Annotated in this window: 23 protein-coding genes; 10 read left to right on the top strand and 13 right to left on the bottom strand. The window is 43.3% G+C overall.

From position 1 onward, the window contains the following. Positions 1–19: 19 nt before the first annotated feature. Together QUA58_RS08445 and QUA58_RS08440 are read right to left on the bottom strand one after the other, a co-directional pair. Entirely contained in the window at positions 20–178 is a 159-nt protein-coding gene (locus QUA58_RS08445; protein WP_333257600.1) for a hypothetical protein, read from the bottom strand. A 124-nt stretch (positions 179–302) separates the two neighbouring features. After that, entirely contained in the window at positions 303–449 is a 147-nt protein-coding gene (locus QUA58_RS08440) for a BrnT family toxin (protein WP_333257603.1), read from the bottom strand. A 266-nt stretch (positions 450–715) separates the two neighbouring features. Here QUA58_RS08440 and QUA58_RS08435 point away from each other — a divergent pair, with 266 nt between their 5' ends. The 4 genes from QUA58_RS08435 (at position 716) to QUA58_RS08420 (ending at position 2,099) form a co-directional block, all read left to right on the top strand. After that, a complete protein-coding gene (locus tag QUA58_RS08435) occupies positions 716–1,036 on the top strand; it encodes a DUF433 domain-containing protein (RefSeq protein ID WP_333257608.1) in 321 nt (106 codons plus the stop codon). A gap of 151 nt (positions 1,037–1,187) precedes the next feature. Then, on the top strand, positions 1,188–1,364 hold the full coding sequence (locus tag QUA58_RS08430; protein WP_333257610.1) for a hypothetical protein: 177 nt from the start codon (positions 1,188–1,190) through the stop codon (positions 1,362–1,364). Between the two features lie 178 nt (positions 1,365–1,542). Beyond that, positions 1,543–1,797: a type II toxin-antitoxin system ParD family antitoxin gene (locus QUA58_RS08425; RefSeq protein ID WP_106146421.1), complete on the top strand. Its 255-nt coding sequence runs from the start codon at positions 1,543–1,545 to the stop codon at positions 1,795–1,797. Between the two features lie 56 nt (positions 1,798–1,853). Continuing rightward, positions 1,854–2,099: a type II toxin-antitoxin system RelE/ParE family toxin gene (locus QUA58_RS08420; protein WP_333393634.1), complete on the top strand. Its 246-nt coding sequence runs from the start codon at positions 1,854–1,856 to the stop codon at positions 2,097–2,099. A 195-nt stretch (positions 2,100–2,294) separates the two neighbouring features. On the opposite strand, the gene QUA58_RS08415 is transcribed toward QUA58_RS08420, so the two are convergent. The 3 genes from QUA58_RS08415 to QUA58_RS08405 all read right to left on the bottom strand — a co-directional run bounded on the left by QUA58_RS08415 (position 2,295) and on the right by QUA58_RS08405 (position 3,477). Next, entirely contained in the window at positions 2,295–2,684 is a 390-nt protein-coding gene (locus tag QUA58_RS08415; RefSeq protein ID WP_333393633.1) for a hypothetical protein, read from the bottom strand. A gap of 68 nt (positions 2,685–2,752) precedes the next feature. Next, entirely contained in the window at positions 2,753–3,142 is a 390-nt protein-coding gene (locus tag QUA58_RS08410; protein ID WP_106146429.1) for a type II toxin-antitoxin system VapC family toxin, read from the bottom strand. Beyond that, positions 3,139–3,477, bottom strand: coding sequence for a hypothetical protein (locus QUA58_RS08405; RefSeq protein WP_333250862.1), 339 nt, complete (start codon positions 3,475–3,477; stop codon positions 3,139–3,141). Before QUA58_RS08405 ends, QUA58_RS08410 begins: the two co-directional genes overlap by 4 nt. A gap of 373 nt (positions 3,478–3,850) precedes the next feature. Between QUA58_RS08405 and QUA58_RS08400 the strand changes: the two genes are divergently transcribed. From QUA58_RS08400 to QUA58_RS08390, 3 genes are all read left to right on the top strand, one after another. Continuing rightward, complete coding sequence (locus QUA58_RS08400; protein WP_333393632.1) at positions 3,851–4,141, top strand: DUF433 domain-containing protein; 291 nt, start codon at positions 3,851–3,853, stop codon at positions 4,139–4,141. A 96-nt stretch (positions 4,142–4,237) separates the two neighbouring features. Further along, positions 4,238–4,495 carry a hypothetical protein gene (locus QUA58_RS08395; protein WP_106146435.1) on the top strand — a complete coding sequence of 86 codons (258 nt, stop codon included), beginning with the start codon at positions 4,238–4,240 and terminating at the stop codon, positions 4,493–4,495. Continuing rightward, positions 4,485–4,712, top strand: coding sequence for a hypothetical protein (locus QUA58_RS08390; protein WP_293185432.1), 228 nt, complete (start codon positions 4,485–4,487; stop codon positions 4,710–4,712). The genes QUA58_RS08395 and QUA58_RS08390 overlap by 11 nt, the downstream gene beginning before the upstream one ends. Positions 4,713–4,801: 89 nt before the next feature. On the opposite strand, the gene QUA58_RS08385 is transcribed toward QUA58_RS08390, so the two are convergent. After that, on the bottom strand, positions 4,802–7,204 hold the full coding sequence (locus tag QUA58_RS08385; RefSeq protein WP_333393630.1) for a dynamin family protein: 2,403 nt from the start codon (positions 7,202–7,204) through the stop codon (positions 4,802–4,804). Positions 7,205–7,503: 299 nt separating this feature from the next. Further along, positions 7,504–7,716: a hypothetical protein gene (locus QUA58_RS08380; RefSeq protein ID WP_333089593.1), complete on the bottom strand. Its 213-nt coding sequence runs from the start codon at positions 7,714–7,716 to the stop codon at positions 7,504–7,506. 227 nt (positions 7,717–7,943) lie between these two features. Here QUA58_RS08380 and QUA58_RS08375 point away from each other — a divergent pair, with 227 nt between their 5' ends. Both QUA58_RS08375 and QUA58_RS08370 read left to right on the top strand, forming a co-directional pair. Further along, positions 7,944–8,444, top strand: a complete 501-nt coding sequence (locus tag QUA58_RS08375) for a DNA-binding response regulator (protein ID WP_333393628.1) — start codon at positions 7,944–7,946, stop codon at positions 8,442–8,444. Positions 8,445–8,566: 122 nt separating this feature from the next. Further along, complete coding sequence (locus tag QUA58_RS08370; RefSeq protein WP_333250870.1) at positions 8,567–9,415, top strand: Rpn family recombination-promoting nuclease/putative transposase; 849 nt, start codon at positions 8,567–8,569, stop codon at positions 9,413–9,415. 14 nt (positions 9,416–9,429) lie between these two features. On the opposite strand, the gene QUA58_RS08365 is transcribed toward QUA58_RS08370, so the two are convergent. From QUA58_RS08365 to msrA, 4 genes are all read right to left on the bottom strand, one after another. Continuing rightward, a complete protein-coding gene (locus QUA58_RS08365; protein ID WP_333393626.1) occupies positions 9,430–10,005 on the bottom strand; it encodes a DUF948 domain-containing protein in 576 nt (191 codons plus the stop codon). A gap of 124 nt (positions 10,006–10,129) precedes the next feature. Next, on the bottom strand, positions 10,130–10,471 hold the full coding sequence (locus tag QUA58_RS08360; protein ID WP_333393625.1) for a YtxH domain-containing protein: 342 nt from the start codon (positions 10,469–10,471) through the stop codon (positions 10,130–10,132). A 121-nt stretch (positions 10,472–10,592) separates the two neighbouring features. Further along, entirely contained in the window at positions 10,593–10,898 is a 306-nt protein-coding gene (locus tag QUA58_RS08355) for a hypothetical protein (RefSeq protein ID WP_333250876.1), read from the bottom strand. A 453-nt stretch (positions 10,899–11,351) separates the two neighbouring features. Further along, positions 11,352–12,005 carry a peptide-methionine (S)-S-oxide reductase MsrA gene (gene msrA / locus QUA58_RS08350; protein ID WP_333250878.1) on the bottom strand — a complete coding sequence of 218 codons (654 nt, stop codon included), beginning with the start codon at positions 12,003–12,005 and terminating at the stop codon, positions 11,352–11,354. 315 nt (positions 12,006–12,320) lie between these two features. Between msrA and QUA58_RS08345 the strand changes: the two genes are divergently transcribed. Further along, the gene (locus QUA58_RS08345; protein WP_265236679.1) at positions 12,321–12,458 is read left to right on the top strand and encodes a hypothetical protein; all 138 of its coding nucleotides are present in this window, start codon (positions 12,321–12,323) and stop codon (positions 12,456–12,458) included. Positions 12,459–12,581: 123 nt separating this feature from the next. Here the strand turns inward: QUA58_RS08345 and QUA58_RS08340 are convergent, their stop codons facing one another. Then, complete coding sequence (locus tag QUA58_RS08340; protein WP_333393624.1) at positions 12,582–13,508, bottom strand: DUF6999 family protein; 927 nt, start codon at positions 13,506–13,508, stop codon at positions 12,582–12,584. Then, on the bottom strand, positions 13,508–15,376 hold the full coding sequence (locus QUA58_RS08335) for a 3-oxoacyl-[acyl-carrier-protein] synthase III C-terminal domain-containing protein (RefSeq protein WP_333393622.1): 1,869 nt from the start codon (positions 15,374–15,376) through the stop codon (positions 13,508–13,510). The genes QUA58_RS08340 and QUA58_RS08335 overlap by 1 nt, the downstream gene beginning before the upstream one ends. Positions 15,377–15,432: the final 56 nt, after the last annotated feature.

Raw genomic sequence — 15,432 nt, 5'->3', positions numbered from 1 at the left:
TTTCTTACCCTATCTTTTTTCATGCTATTTGTCTAGAGTTGCCGGACTGTATGACTTTCAGGCGACCTGTCGCCCCGTCAGCAAGTGATGCTAAAGTATCTATTGGAATGTTTAGCGAGACTATTTCCGCTGTACGAGGTCGCAATTGCAATTTTATTTCTTCTTCAGAATTGTTCATATAATTTCCTTTCAGTGCGGGTAGCAGGACGGAAAAAAATGATGCGTATTCGCAAGCTGCGTTCTACATAAACAACCAGTAATAGGCGTTGAGTGCGGGAGTAACCCAAAATAAAGTTACGCTGTTAGTGATTACCCGTTGCATCTCCCTCCTGATAGAATGGATCGAAGAACACTTCTGCGGCTTCTTCAAGGCTAACGCCATGCTTTTCTAGGTTGCTCTGGAATTTGTTTGTATGCCATTCAAACTCAACTCCTTGCAGTCTGTACACACTATCCATGCTCCGATATTAACATTATTTAAATAAGAGCGATCGCGCTTTTGGAAGGAAAGGATCTCGCCCGCGTGAGATTTAAGATGGGATAGGGGCGCACTTTTGGACTGAAAGGGCGATCGCCTACAGGATAGCTGCGCGGCGGATACTTTAACCGCAGAAGAACGCAGATACAGGTGGATGAATGAGAGGCGATGGCGCTAAACCTGTCTGTGCTAACATTAAATAGCTTAAACATTATCTATTAAGAGTCTTTTACTAAAATGTCGAAGGAATCAGTCATCACAGAACATATTGAAATTACCCCTGGGATGCTTGGTGGTAAGCCACGGATTGCGGGTCATCGAATTGCTGTGGCACATATCGCGGAAATGTATCTTAAAATGGGGATTTCTGTAGAAGAAATCGCGGGAAAGTATGATTTGCCACTATCCTCGGTTCATGCCGCAATGACATATTATTACGATCATCGAGAAGAAATCGATCGTCACACTGCGGAAAGCCGATCTATTGTGGAAGAATTAAAGCGCAAAAGTTCACCATCTCCGCTAGAAGAACAATTGAGGGCAATTAGAGGTGAGTGAGAAAATTCGTTTTCATTTAGATGAACATATTGATTCTAACATTTCGCGCGGTTTGCGTCGGTATGGGATAGATGTTACGACAACAGTGGATGCAGGATTGCGTACTAAAAGTGATGAGTTACACCTCGCGTTTATTCGCGAACAGTAGCGCGTGATAGTAACTCACGATGACGATTTTCTAATTATGGCAAGCGATACTACAGATTATCCGGGGATTGTCTATTGTCCTCCTGATTCTCGTTCTGTTGGCGAGATTATCCGTAGTTTGATTTTAATTTATGAAGTTTATACGCCTGAAGAGATGATGGGGAGAATTGAATATATTTGACATGATTGTAAGGCGATTCCCTACGGGATAGCTACGCTTCACGCACTTTTGGACTGAAAGGGCGATCGCCCGCGTGAGATTTAGGATGGGATAGGGGCGATGGCGACTAAGCCGATCGCTTTTTCAGCAAGCTTTGAGCCTAAGTTATAATAAAGATCCTTTGATAAGGAGCAATTAGATGAATATTGTCCTCAAACCAGAATATGAAGAGTTTATTCAATCCCAAATGCAAAGCGGGAAATATGGCAGTGTTGAAGAAATCATTGGAGAAGCGATCGCGCTTTTGAGAGAACGAAAACGACACATCGAAGAACTGCGTGAGAAAATAGCAGTGGGAAGTGCACAAATTGCTAAGGGACAAGTGACTGATGGGGAACTTGTTTTTGCCAGACTGCAAGAAAAGATCGATCGCATAGAACAGTCAGAGGTATGAACAGTTACACATTTTCTGAGGAAGCTGTGCGAGACTTGAATGAGATTTGTGAGTAAATTGCTCGAAATAGTTCCAAGGCGGCAAGCGAGCTTTTTGAGGCCATCAGTCAAAAATGTAAACTTGTCGCAGAATTTCCCAATATGGGCAAACGTTATGAGATATTTGACTCAAATTTGCGGGAATTTATTGTTAGGGATTACTTGATTTTTTACTACCCCAGATCTGACGGGATTGATATTGCTCGCGTGGTGCGTGGCGATCGAGATTTGGTATTATTGTTTTCAGGGTTAGGGGAAGATTAATCTGTGTTGGATGGAGCTGAATGGCGATCGCGCTTTTGGACGGAAAAGGCGATCGCCCGCGTGAGATTTAGGATGGGATAGGGGCGCACTTTTGGACTGAAAGGGCGATCGCCCGCGTGAGATTTAGGATGGGATAGGGGCGCACTTTTGGACTGAAAGGGCGATCGCCAAGTTTACTGCTGTTTGATTTGCACCCTAAACAAGAATGGTTTTCACGTATTCGGTTACAGGTTTCAAATCGATATCGTCATTGGAAGCCAGCGTTTTAAATAGATGGCGCGGGATGCCGGCCGCCATCAAAGCTTCTAAATCGCGATCGAGCTTTAACCAGTCCCCATAAATACCGACAAACTGAGTTACACAAGCTAAAGATGAATCCTTGGGGTCATTCACGCCCGTGTATCTGTACTCAATATCAAAACCTGCTTTATCCCCGATTTCTTCAATATCCCAATCCACAAGATCCATATCCGTTGGTTCAACAGCTAGGGCTATATGACCGGGCGGTATGGGGTCAAGAGGTTCGCAACACCAACCAAGAGAAGAGTTCCATAGACTCTTACCAACCGATTCTCGAATTTTCATGAGTTTCCCTCACTCAAAGTAGCAGCGAAACCAGGCTTTTCCTTCACAGCGAAGGCACTTTTCACCTTTCAATGAAGAGTCTTTACATCAGAATATGCTAGAATTTTAGCATCCGCAGTTAGTAACGGACACGCACAAATCCTGGCCGTTGCGACGATGATTTGATCTGCGGGATCGCGGTGAAAACCTGTGAGTTTAGTTGACTCGACAATAATCGGAATGGTGAGATCGAGTAGCTGCACTCCGGGATAAGCCAAAGCTTGTGTTAACCACTCATCAACTGTAACGGACAAAGTAAGTCTTCCCATTTCTACTAATTTAGAAACTTCCCAGCAAGAAATGATGCTGACTCCTAAACCTTGAGATTGATATTGTTGTATCCAGTCCCGATGTTTTTGAGTCAGTCGCGGGTTATCGTCAACCCACCAAACCCATATATGAGTATCTAGTACAATCATCGTAACACTTCCCAATCTTCCAACGGAACTGCTGGTTCACAGGGGTCATCATAGCGAATGACTGTGCCTCGCAAAGGATATAGAAAAGCATTGTTCATGGTTTCATTAACTAAACTAAGATAGCTAATGAATTCTCGATATCCATCCAATTCTGTTTGTTCTTCGGAAGTTAGACTTGATGCTTGTTGTTGAGCAGTTAAAGTTTTGATTCTCTCCTGGGTTTTGATAGAAGCGCTAAATATTAAAAGTCCGTTAACTAACTCAATGCGGACAGAACCTTCGCTTGGCAAGCTGTTGGGTAAGTGAGGCAGCTTGAGGGGCAAGTTAGCAATCATGGCATTAATTGACTGTATTTGATGTGCTTTGATGTTGATTATTAAATTATACTAATTGCTGGGTGGCGTTTGACAAATATTCTACAGCATAAATTCTTTGGATGGAGCGATCGCACTTTTGGAATGAAAGGGCGATCGCCCGCGTGAGATTTAGGATGGGATAGGGGCGCGCTTTTGGACTGAAAGGGCGATCGCCCGCGTGAGATTTAGGATGGGATAGGGGCGCGCTTTTGGACTGAAAGGGCGATCGCCCGCGTGAGATTTAAGATGGGAGAGGGGCGCACTTTGGTACTTGGGATGACCACCGCCCTGAATCTTTTACCGAGTTTTAGCGTAAGTTATAATCAAGATCGATGTGTCCGGTTAATCTCCCATGACTACACAATCTGCTTCGCGTTATGTCGCACGTCACCCTGAAATCTTGCAAGGGGAACCAATTATCGCAGGAACGAGAACTTCCGTTCGTGCGATCGTGGAATTGTGGCGTTTGGGTATTACTCCTGAAGAAATCCCGATGCACTTACCTCATCTGAAATTAGCTCAAATTTTTGACGCACTGAGCTTTTATTTGGATAACCTAGAGGAAATAAATACTTATATTGAGCGCAATCGAATTCCTGAAGAATTTATTCATCCTGCTGTGAAAGCTGCTATGAGAAAATAGTTAAATAAGCTTAATAATTAAAAAGTGAAGCTTAGATTATGTTAAAGTGTAATCAACAAGATTTTTTTTGCACTATGTCACATTGGAATCAATGTCATGTCTATTTCCCAACCTGAAAAGCCACAGTATTTAAAACCAATTAATCCCCCGGATCTTCAAATGCGGGCGATCGCCTACAGTTTAGATACTTTAATTCCAGGGCTCTACATTTGGCTGGGTGCGCTCAAAATTCGGATTGGGGGTAGCGAGCCAGAAGAAAGCTATCCGGGGACTATTCACAGTCCAATTGGCATTGCTTTAGTATTCCCTGGCTACCGCATCTACAGCACTTACCAAGGTACTTATGACCCTTGATAAGCATAAGCTTGACGGCATCACTCAAATTACTGCCAAAACTTTGCCTTCTACAGAATTTGAGTTACTTCTATTGACAGCAGGTTACGGTAAAATTGGTACGGCTCCGGCTCAGGGAAATCGGCTGAAAGTGTGGTGGACTCATCCTACTTTTAGACGCATTGAAGCTATTTATAGTGCTGATGGAATAGTTGCTATTACTGCTTATCACGTTTAGACTTGTAGGTCAAACTCAGAAGTTTTTATTGATTGATGAAAGAGCGATCGTACTTTCGGACAATAAGCGCGATCGTACTTTCTCTAACTTTACTTAACTGGCTTCCAACTATTGAGAGATTCCCGAATCGAACTTAATTGACTGAGGTACTCAATAAGCTTGGCTTTTTGATACTCAAGACGAGCCAGAATTTCCGGCGCTTCTGCTTCTTTCGTTTCCCGTTCCTTCAAGACGCGAGCGAAGTCATTTTCAAACCTTTTAATGTAATCATTGATTTGCCGTTCTGCACTTTTGAAATCAGTAGAAACTTGTCGATCGATAACTCGCTTTAGCAGCACCAGAGTCCCTGATACATTATCATCTATTTTTAGTTGAACTTGCTCTACAGTTTGGTGCAAGTCAACTTGATAATATGTACGCTGATCTTGAACTTTTATTGTTTTTTCAATAGGAACTTGTACATCATAACTTGTGTTCCCCTTACAGAGACTATTGGATTTTTTAGACCGACGTTCTGTTTGATATTCAGTTCTCGTTTCAGTCCGGGTAAATACCTCCACTTGACTTTTGATTCCTGCATCAATTCCTGGGAAATCAAAACTGGGAAACTGAATCGGGTTGATGTTGAGTTTTATCTGTAAAGCATCACCCAGATAATTCGACAATTCATTAGATATTTGTTGAATATCTTTTTGAATTTTACTTGCTAACTGCTCTCGGATGTTTGTACCCTCTCTGACAAGTTCATCTTGAGTGTCTATCCACCAACTTTCAATACTTGGCGCACAAACATCATTAATAGTTTTTATGATTATTTGAGCTTCAGTCTGAGTGTTACAACGGATAATGTATGGATCAAACTTTTCCGGCTTATCACCTTGTTGAGAGAAAGAGCTATTGAAAGTGTCAGGCATAGCTTCACTCAGTTTATCCCATAGAGATGTGCTTAATTTGAATGCTTTGCCTAATCCCAGACCAAAAACAGGGATTAATCCTAATACGGCTTCTCCCATTTCTCCCACTATTTGTCCGAAGCCCATGTTTTCAAATTTTGGCTGTTGTTGGGAAATAAGTTGACTTTTTTTTGGCTTTATTTTTTTTGGCTTTGGAGAGTTGGCAGAACGAGACTCGGCAATCTTATCAATCTCACTGCCTATCTGAGCTTTAGCATTATCCGCAAATGTGTTAATTCCTTGACTAAATCCTTGGATTAGTATTTGTTTTTCTTGCTCGACAGTTTTTTTGACTGACTCAACTTTGTACATCGCATTTTCTGAGCGTTTCCTGTACTCTTCTACTTTTTGTTTGAGGGATTCAATTCCCATTTCCCAACCCTTTAGTTCTGTATTGAGAGTATCCTCAATAGCCTTAGCTTGCTTATCAAGTGCAGCCACAACATCATTCAAAAGATTCCAGCCGGAATTTTGAGTAATCCTTTGAATGACTGTTTCTTGAATGGTTAGGATACCGCTATCTGCTAGTGCTTGCGGTGCTATTTTTAGGGGTGCAGGAATAATCTGGTTTCCTTCCTCATCTTCAGTGGCATACCTAGCACTAAAGAATTTTTTAAAGTCTTTGATTTCGCTTTCAGTTGCTTTTCCTTGGTGAATCAGTTTCGCTAGAAGTCCTTGCCGAGAACTGGCAGGGTAAATAACTGGATTGCAAAAGCCAAAGCCAGTTAACTCTAGTTCTAAATCCTTGATGACATCAGCAATTTCTCTGTCTCTCTCTGTTTTTTGGTCAACTTTATTCAAAATAAAGTAAATTTTTCCCGTGTTCTCAGCTATAAAATCTTTGCGATTTTCGACAACTTCCTTAAACAAATCGGCAACTGCATTATCTTTGTAGGAAGCGTAGTTTAAAACAAACAGAATTGCATTGCAGTTTCGCAGTGCTTCTAGTGCTGTTTGCTTCAGTGCATTAATGTTAAAGTTTGCAGACTCCCACTCATTAGGGCCGGGAGTATCAACTAGGGTAAAGCCTGTGAGAGAAGATAATTCGCTAATTGCTTCAATCGGATGCTCTATTTCAAAGCGTGTAGTGTGATCGGGATTGCCTTTTTCTCGAATTTCACGGGTACGCAACAGGAATTTTTGCTGAATTTCGCCCGCGTCACCCTCAACAAGAATGACTGGTTTTCTTTCTCCTTCTCGATACTCTAAAAGTTTAGGATTTTCGCCCGGTTTAATGTGTCGGACATCTGTACGGCAGATAGTACAGGCGGCCGTTTCACTCGCCAGCACATCAGCACCGATGATAGAATTTAAGAAGGTGCTTTTGCCAGCTTTCATTGCTGCAATGACGGCTACTTGATACTTCTGATCTTGCAAAGCCTTTAAAGCTTTGTTAATTTCATCTTCAATGCTTTGTAGCCCTTGACTTTCATCTCCCTGAATGCGGAGTCCGTCACGGAATTCTTTGAGATATTGTAAGAGTAAAGTGCCTGTACTGTAAATGCTGGTGTATGCTGCTTGAAATTCTTGAGAAGACATAAGTTGACACTTTTTAGTTGAGGGACGGGCTAAGTTAGAGCTAGAAATTCGCGGTTCAAATTGATATAGATTGTGCGCTTACCAACCTATCCGCCAGGGGTTTAAACCCCTGGCTAACAGCGAAAGTCCTCTTCAGAGGACTGAAAATTTTGTACATTAGGTATTTAGTCCTCTAAAGAGGATTTTCGCTATGAGACGGGGGTTAAAAACCCCCGGCGGACTCGTGCAACAAGCGCTCAATATCAACAACCGACTTGAGTTATTAGCCAGAAACTTAAGTCCCTGGCGTGAGTCAAGCTTTAGTCAGAAAGAGCCTTGCTAATCCCGTAAAATGCCAAACCTGCTAATGCACCTACGGCTATACCAACGGGGCCAGCAGCAGCACCCATACCAGCACCTCCACCAATAGCACCAATTGCCGTAAAACCAGAAGCAGCTACCACACCAGCACCCGCAGCAGCACCCGCAGCAGCGGAACCTGCCGCTTTCGCTATTTCATCACCTTTAGCCATTGAAATACCTCAGTGTAAGGAACAAAAACTAACTCTTTGACTAACGAAAGTTAACTAAACAGGCAAAATTTGAAAGATCGCGATCGCACTTTCCCGCTTTTCTAAGTATTTGCACTTAGACAATGACTCGGTAATTTAATACTAGACTACCTATTGTTAGCAAACAACTAACAAACGCTAGCAATTTCGGTTATGCTATCGTTAGCCACATCTCACCACACCCGAAAATGGCATCAAAAGAAGACTTATTTGCCGAAGCCGCCAAACACTGGGACTTAGAAAGGCTGTACCAAGCTTTTGCAGAAGCTAAACGGCAAATCTCACCCCGATCGCGCAGAGGACTCACAGACACTGAAAAGCTGTATCTCCGAGGACTACTTTCCGGTTGCAGTCCCGCCGAAATAGCTAAAAAAATGTTTCAGACTCCGAAAAGTGCAGAGGTTTATTTGTGTAAAACTTTATACCAATATGTTAAAAAGCTCGCAGATTTACCGAATGAACCAGTGGGAAATTGGAGAAATGTGTGCGATCGGCTACAGGAAGCAGGATTTAAAACTCTGTCTTCTTCTGAATTTAAAATGAATAATTCTTTGCCAACAGAAGCATTGGTAAAAATAGTTAATATAGGTTTTAAAGAAAGTACAGTATCAATTGATATTAACATTCGACTAGAATTCCCCTCAACTTCAGAAACTCCGAAAAAAGAAGACTTAGATAAAAACGATTAGATGGACGATCGGCCTCAACCACAAATCTTACAAAAAATGCCATCTGAGAAGACCCTCAATCAAACAGTATAAATGGTATAATTATAATCGAGAGCGATTCCTTCACAGTGGAGGTTTGAAAAATGAGATTTATCAATCCCAAAACAGATTTTGCCTTTAAAAAAATCTTCGGCGACGAACAAAACAAAGACATCCTCATCAGTTTTCTCAACGCCATCCTCTATCAAGGCAATTCTGCGATCGAATCTTTAGAAATCCTCAATCCCTATCAACCCCCCAAAATTAGAGGAGTTAAAGATACTTACTTAGATATCCGAGCCAAGCTGAATAACGAGCAAACAGTCATTATCGAAATGCAGGTATTGAATGTAGAAGGCTTTGAAAAGCGGATATTGTACAATGCTGCTAAAGCTTACTCGATTCAACTCGACACGGGAGCCGATTACACGTTACTAAATCCGGTAATTGCCTTAACTATTACTGACTTTGAAATGTTCCCCAATCTCGACCAAATAATTTCTCGCTTTGTCCTGAAAGAAAGAGATTTTCTGGTAGACTACCTAATTTACGATATTGAGTTAGTATTTGTCGAATTACCTAAATTCGGCAAAAAACTAGAGGAATTAGAAACGCTCACCGATAAGTGGATATATTTCCTGAAAAATGCCAAAAGTTTAGAATTTGTACCGGAACGAATGGGAGAAGTCCAGGCAATTCAGAAAGCTTTTGAAGTGGCGAATCGCGCCGATTTAACCCGCGAAGAGTTGGAAGATTTAGAACATCAGGAAATTTACATACAAGACCAGCGGAATGCTACTATTAAAGCTGTGAAGCAGGCTGTTTCACAAGCTGTTAAGGAAAAAGCTATCGAAATTGCCAAAGGACTTCTGGATGTGTTAGATGAAGCAAGGATCGCCCAAACAACCGGATTGAGTATTGAGGAAATTCAAAAGTTGAAACAAGCAAGGTAAAAAGCGATCGACTATCAAGAATCCTTCGACACTTGCTCAAAATCTTCAGCATCCCCCGCTAAACCAGAACCCTCGCCATTCCTCAACCGTGGCGATTCCCCATTACCCGCACTCGCAGCGTAACCCCCAGAATACCTGTCATCCAAACCCGAATCCCTCAGCGAAATCGCACTTCTTTGACTCGCCGACAATCTATCTGATCGGCGATTTGTCCCAGAAATCGGCGGCTTCCGAGTTAAACTTTTCCAAGCAGCCATCACCCCAGTCACCACGCTGCGAGTTGTTACCTGCACGTTTTGCGCCTGCTTTTTCGCGCTACCAATACTTCGATCGACCTGTTTGACAACCTCTCCCGCACTTTGCACCCCATCGCTAACATCATCCGTCAACTCGCTAATTTCTAGCCCCGTCAACCGAATCGCCTCCAAAGTGGGCGGAAATTCGCGAGAAAGCGTGTCAGCGAGCTTTTCCACGCTGCGGGCCGCCCGGGCCAGCGCTTGCACCGCAGGTATCAGAGTCACTAAAACAGCAGTTAAGCTAACTGCTACTAGCAAAATCGAAAGTCCTAGCCAAAATATCGGATCGCTCACTTGAATCTCGGATTTGGGGTTTGAAAATTCATCTAATTTTACAGTCAATGCGCGATGAAATTATTGTGGGATGAGCATCTTGCCCGTCCGAAACAGCAATGAGTTATGGGGGAGGGCTTATAAGTTAGCGGAGGGGAGGGCGCGACGGGGGACTCAGTTCGGCTTCTGTTTCCGAGAGGGTTTGGCGTTCCCGCTGAGTCGCTTCCAAGCCGGCGGCGATCGCATCTTTAAGTCTAATCAAAGTTTCATCCCAATTTCGCATTGCAGATTCAGAGAGTCGATCGGCCTGCAATTGTACGCTACTCGATAAATCTTCGGCTAACTCCGGCAAAGCATCGGCCGATTTTTTCAATATCTGCCGCGTTTCCTTGCCCGTTCGGGGCGCCATCAGCAAGCCCGTCACGGCCCCGATCGCAGAACCCACAAGCAAACCGCCAATAAATAATCCTGAACGTTTAGTTGACATTTTTATAACTTCTCTCCATACACCAATTTTAGGGGCGTTTGCCCGACCGCAGCCCTTTACAAAGGTAGAAATATTGTTGAAAATCCTACGGAGTTAGCACGGGCGGCAATTTTAGGATAGCTTACCTCAAACGTCGATCGCGCCTGAGCCAAAGCCTCCGTCCCAAACCCAGCAATCCCAAAAGTTGCTGAACCTGTTGCAGTTGCAATTCTAGTTGTTGATAACGTAGTCGCAGTTGGCGGGTACCTTGCTGCCTTTTACCAAGGAAATCCGGCGACATACTGAGGACATTGCTGCTACACCGTTCGATTGCTGCGATCCGAATTTCCAAACGTGCGATCGTCCGCCTGATTTTCCACACCTTAGCAGCTATATAAAAGCAGACCCCAGATATTAGTAGATTGATAATTACAACAGCAGTCAGCATTTATTACTTGTTTTTAAACTACTAACATATTCGGCTTTTTATGGCGGAATTCTAGCCCAATGTTGTAGGGACACAGCAGTGTTCATTAGTGTCAAATTAAGTCTGAAGCCTGAGACATCTCGCTTTGACGCGAGGCCCGATCCCCCTAAATCCCCCTTAAAAAGGGGGACTTTGAGAAGATTCTTGTCCCCCCTTTTAAGAAGGGGGGCTAGGGGGGATCTGGTCTTAGTCGTCTTAAGTCTAAAACCTGAGACATCTCGCTTTGACGCGAGGCCCGATCCCCCTAAATCCCCCTTAAAAAGGGGGACTTTGAGAAGGTTCTTGTCCCCCCCCTTAAGAAGGGGGGCTAGGGGGGGATCAGGCCTTAATCGTCAGACATAAGTCTGTGACTACATTTGACATTAAATTAACGCCAACGAACATTATTGTGTCCCCATCAAGCGGGATCGAATATCAAGCCTCAGACATAGCAGGCAAACAAACCTTAGTACCGCCCAAACCGCAATAACCGTTCGGTTCTTTAGCAAGATACTGCTGGTGATAGCTTTCTGCGTAATAAAACTCAGGAGCATCAATGATTTCAGTAGTAATCTTGCCGTAACCAGCAGGCGTCAAAGCTTGCTGGTAAGCATCGCGCGAAGCTTCAGCTAGCTGTTTTTGGCTGGCTGAATACGTGTAAATGCCCGATCGATATTGAGTACCCGAATCATTACCCTGCTTCATTCCTTGAGTCGGATTATGACTTTCCCAAAAAACTTTGAGCAGCGTTTCGTAACTAACTACTTTCGGATCGAACACAACCAAAACAACTTCATTGTGTCCCGTCATCCCGCTGCAAACTTCGTTATAAGTAGGATTCGGAGTAATCCCCGCCGCGTAACCCGCAGCAGTCGAAAAAACTCCATTTTGCTGCCAAAATTTCCGTTCCGCGCCCCAAAAACAGCCCAAACCAAACACGGCAATCTCCATGCCGTTTGGAAAGGGAGGTTTGAGCGGATTGCCGTTAACAAAGTGAGTTGCCGGTACCGCTATCTGCTCTGCCCGTCCCGGCAATGCCTCTTGAGCAGAGGGCAGGCTCGACTTTTTGCCAAATCCAAATAACACCATAAATTTGTGAGGGCGATCTCTGATAAACGTCTTTACCTTACTTAATAATATCAGATATTCACTGAAAATAGTGGCACTGTTGAAGGTAGAAGGTAAAAACCAGAAGGCAGATTTTTTTTACGGAAGGTTTTTGGTGATACTGCTCACTGCCAACGCAGTTTTAAATCACATTAGGCAGTGTTCTATGTCACCAAAACATACCTAAAATATCACCTATTGTTGAGTTATAAATCACGCGGATTTTAGGCAAAATAGCCGATTATTAAAGGTATGGTGTTGTAGTAGTTATTCAATACCATCTATTGGGAGTGAGAAATGGGCGCTAAACCTTGCAGTCAACCTTTAAAATCTAATCCGTTTATTACTTACCGCGACCCAATTACAGGCAAATGGATTGTGGTAAATCAGACTTTGCCCAAAGCAGCAGAACAAGCACAGCTAGCAGCAGCTTGAGTTTTCCTATTAATTTTTGACCTAAAAATTAACCAGTCTTTCAAACTTCAGGACTTACGCAAAAAGTTATTGGACGCGCTAATTATATTCGTAAGGTGCTTACGTTGCACCTACCTAAGCACCTTACTTTGAAACATTGCTCATCTCTTTTCGCAGTTCCAAATACCGATACAGATATTCCGAAATTATCCCGTGCAAAAATAAGTCGCGCGCTGCATTAAACGGACTGTTTGGCGCTAGCGGATGGCGGTTGACAATTACATGATTCCAATCGCAATTTCCCGTAATTTCGCTGACGTACACTCCGAAGTTTTCATCTAACTGAAGCGACATCACTGCTCGCGCAAATTCGTCGCTAGTCAAACACAGAGAATAAAACACTTTAAACAATTCGATGGCAGATTCTAAATCGAGAATCCTCAGCCACCTCAGTCTTTCAAAATCCATTTCAACTTCCACAGGTTGAATGCTATCATAATTAATTCCCCGTTTTTTGACAACCTGCAACCAGTTGGGATTTGTCAGCATTGCCTGGTTGTAGTCCCACACAAAGTTATACAGAATTAAGTCGTGTTCCAGAAACGCATTGTCAGCTAAATCGCTAACTGTTCGCGGATAAAGTTTTGACTTTTCAATCTGGGTGTCCGGGCCGTTATCAATCAAGAAGTTGATAATGTTCGAGCCCGCGTTTATGTGCCGCACAATTAAATAACAAGCTTCGGGCGAGACAAAGTTATTTAGGAAAAATGCAGCCGATTTGTGCATTAAAGTGTAAGCGCGAAATTGAAATGGCAACAGGCGCTTTGTTGTCATAATTACCGCCAGCAAAAAGTTAGCAATAATTTTGATTGGGATGAGCAAATAACTGCGAGTCCAGTTTTGCAAATCCCGGATCATGTATGCTTTTGCCACTAAATCGACGGGAATTGACCGATCGCAAAACAGGACATCCCAAACATTCGGATCTCGGCGGTTGTAAGGTTTCGTAGCATAAGGGATTTTCCGCTCATCAGGGAGATTTTCCGTATCTTGTTTTTGCAGCTTTTGCATTAGCGGATTTCCTCCAATTGCAGCAAATATAAACGAGCAGTAACGCGGGCAGTTTTAACAATGCGGTGGGCGATATCATCCGTCATCCATTCGGCATTAATTAAATTTTCCAGTTTGGCTAAATGCGACTCGTCATTAACTCCGTGATAAGCTAAAAACGATACTTGTTCGTCTTGCAAACCGAGAGTTTCCTTAATTTCTTTTGCCCACTTGAGAGCCAATCGGTTTCCCAATCCTTCGATTATAAACATACTACCAATTAAATCGACCGGATTTTCCCGCGATGCTTGGTGGAAGATAAAAGCTGACAGGGCTTCGCTGCCAATATTCTTATCATATTCGACAATTTTTGACAACTCTCCACCGACAGAAACATAATTTTTTTCTAGCATTTGATAGTCGCGGTGTTCGTCTTGGGCGTGGCCGATAAAAGTCGATCGCAGGCGGAAGTCAGTCATGTTAGAAGCAGCACGCGCAATCCAGCGAGCACCCTCGACAACTTGCGGGCGGAGATTGCACAGCAATGCTTGATAGTCTTCTATTGTAAACTCTCCCCGGTACAATTTGCGGACAATGGGAACAGAACGAATTTCGCGATCGAACTTCAGCCAAATCCAGGCTAACTCCCGCAACAAATAAGCTTGCGGAGAGTTGGGCTGTTGCGGTTTAACACTTTCGAGAGGCGAAGCTTCGGGAACATCAACGGATTTAGAGATTTGAGAAATCATAGATTTCTTGGCATTTTCCACAACAGTTAACATCATGTAAGCTGTTGTAAAGCGGCCGCTTTCTGGGACAAAACAAAAGATTTTTTGTCCCGGCTGCAATTTGCCAGAATTGAACAATTCTTCTAACATTAAATAAATCGAGGCGCAGCCTGTGTTTCCCCTGGTGTACAAGTTGGTAAACCATTTTTCTTCAGGAATCATGCAGCCTGCTTGTTCGAGAAGTTCCACAATTTGTCCCCGGAAAAAATGAGAGGAATAGTGGCACAACAGCCAGTCGATTTCCTGCGGAAAAACTTTTCCGGCTTTAATCAATCTCAGCCAACCTTCAACGCCTAATTGCATTACATTGTCGAGCAAGCGAATATTTTGCCGCAAGTCAAAAGCTCCCGCTGCGGCTGCATCGAGGTAGGAAGAATAATCTAACCAGCTTTTGGTTGCTGTGGGGCTGGCTAATCCTGAATACATACAAACTGGATAGGCGTTGGCGTGGGAAATTAATTCAATCCATTCTATTTTTAAGCTAATTGCTGTCGCATTGGGATGGTTTTGCAGCAAAAATGCTCCGGCACCGTCTGATAGCATCCAGCGCAGAAATTCTGTATCGAAAGGTAGGGGTTTTCCGGCTTTTACTGATGTTTCTGCTTCAAATTTGGTGTTTTTGAACAGGCGCGAGGGAAATTCGGAGGCGACGGCGATTGCTGTTTGTTTTTTGCCTAGTTCGAGTTGAGATGCGGCGTAGTTTAAGGCGGTAATTCCGGCACAGCAAACTCCTTGAGTGGAAACTATTTCTAGGGGAGATAATTCGGAAAGTTCGCCGTGTACTGTGCTGGCAAATCCTGGTACTAATAAGTCTGGTAAGGTGGTGGCGCAGGCTAGTAAGTCGATCGCCCCTGGTTCCAAATTTGACTGAGAAATCGCATCCCGGACGGCAAACGCTGCCATTTGGCTGTTAGAATATAGTGTTTGCTGCTGTTTGTCGATCGCGTAATAGCGCTGTTTAATCCCGTTGCTGTTGAGAATTCGCTGTCTGACTCGCGAAGGGCGATCGGCAATTTTGCCCAAATACTCCTCCATCTCATCATTATTAATTGGTTTTCCGGGCAAAAATTTTCCAATCCGATTGATATAAGCACTGTACATACTGTCAACCTCTAAAATTGCTAATTTACTTTGTTAAATCAAGCCCGAAAATATCT

The organism is Microcoleus sp. N9_A1 (genome assembly GCF_036701795.1).
Taxonomy (GTDB): Bacteria; Cyanobacteriota; Cyanobacteriia; order Cyanobacteriales; family Microcoleaceae; genus Microcoleus.
Note: the sequence above shows the minus strand (reverse complement) of the source record. Positions and strands in the feature narration are given on the sequence as shown.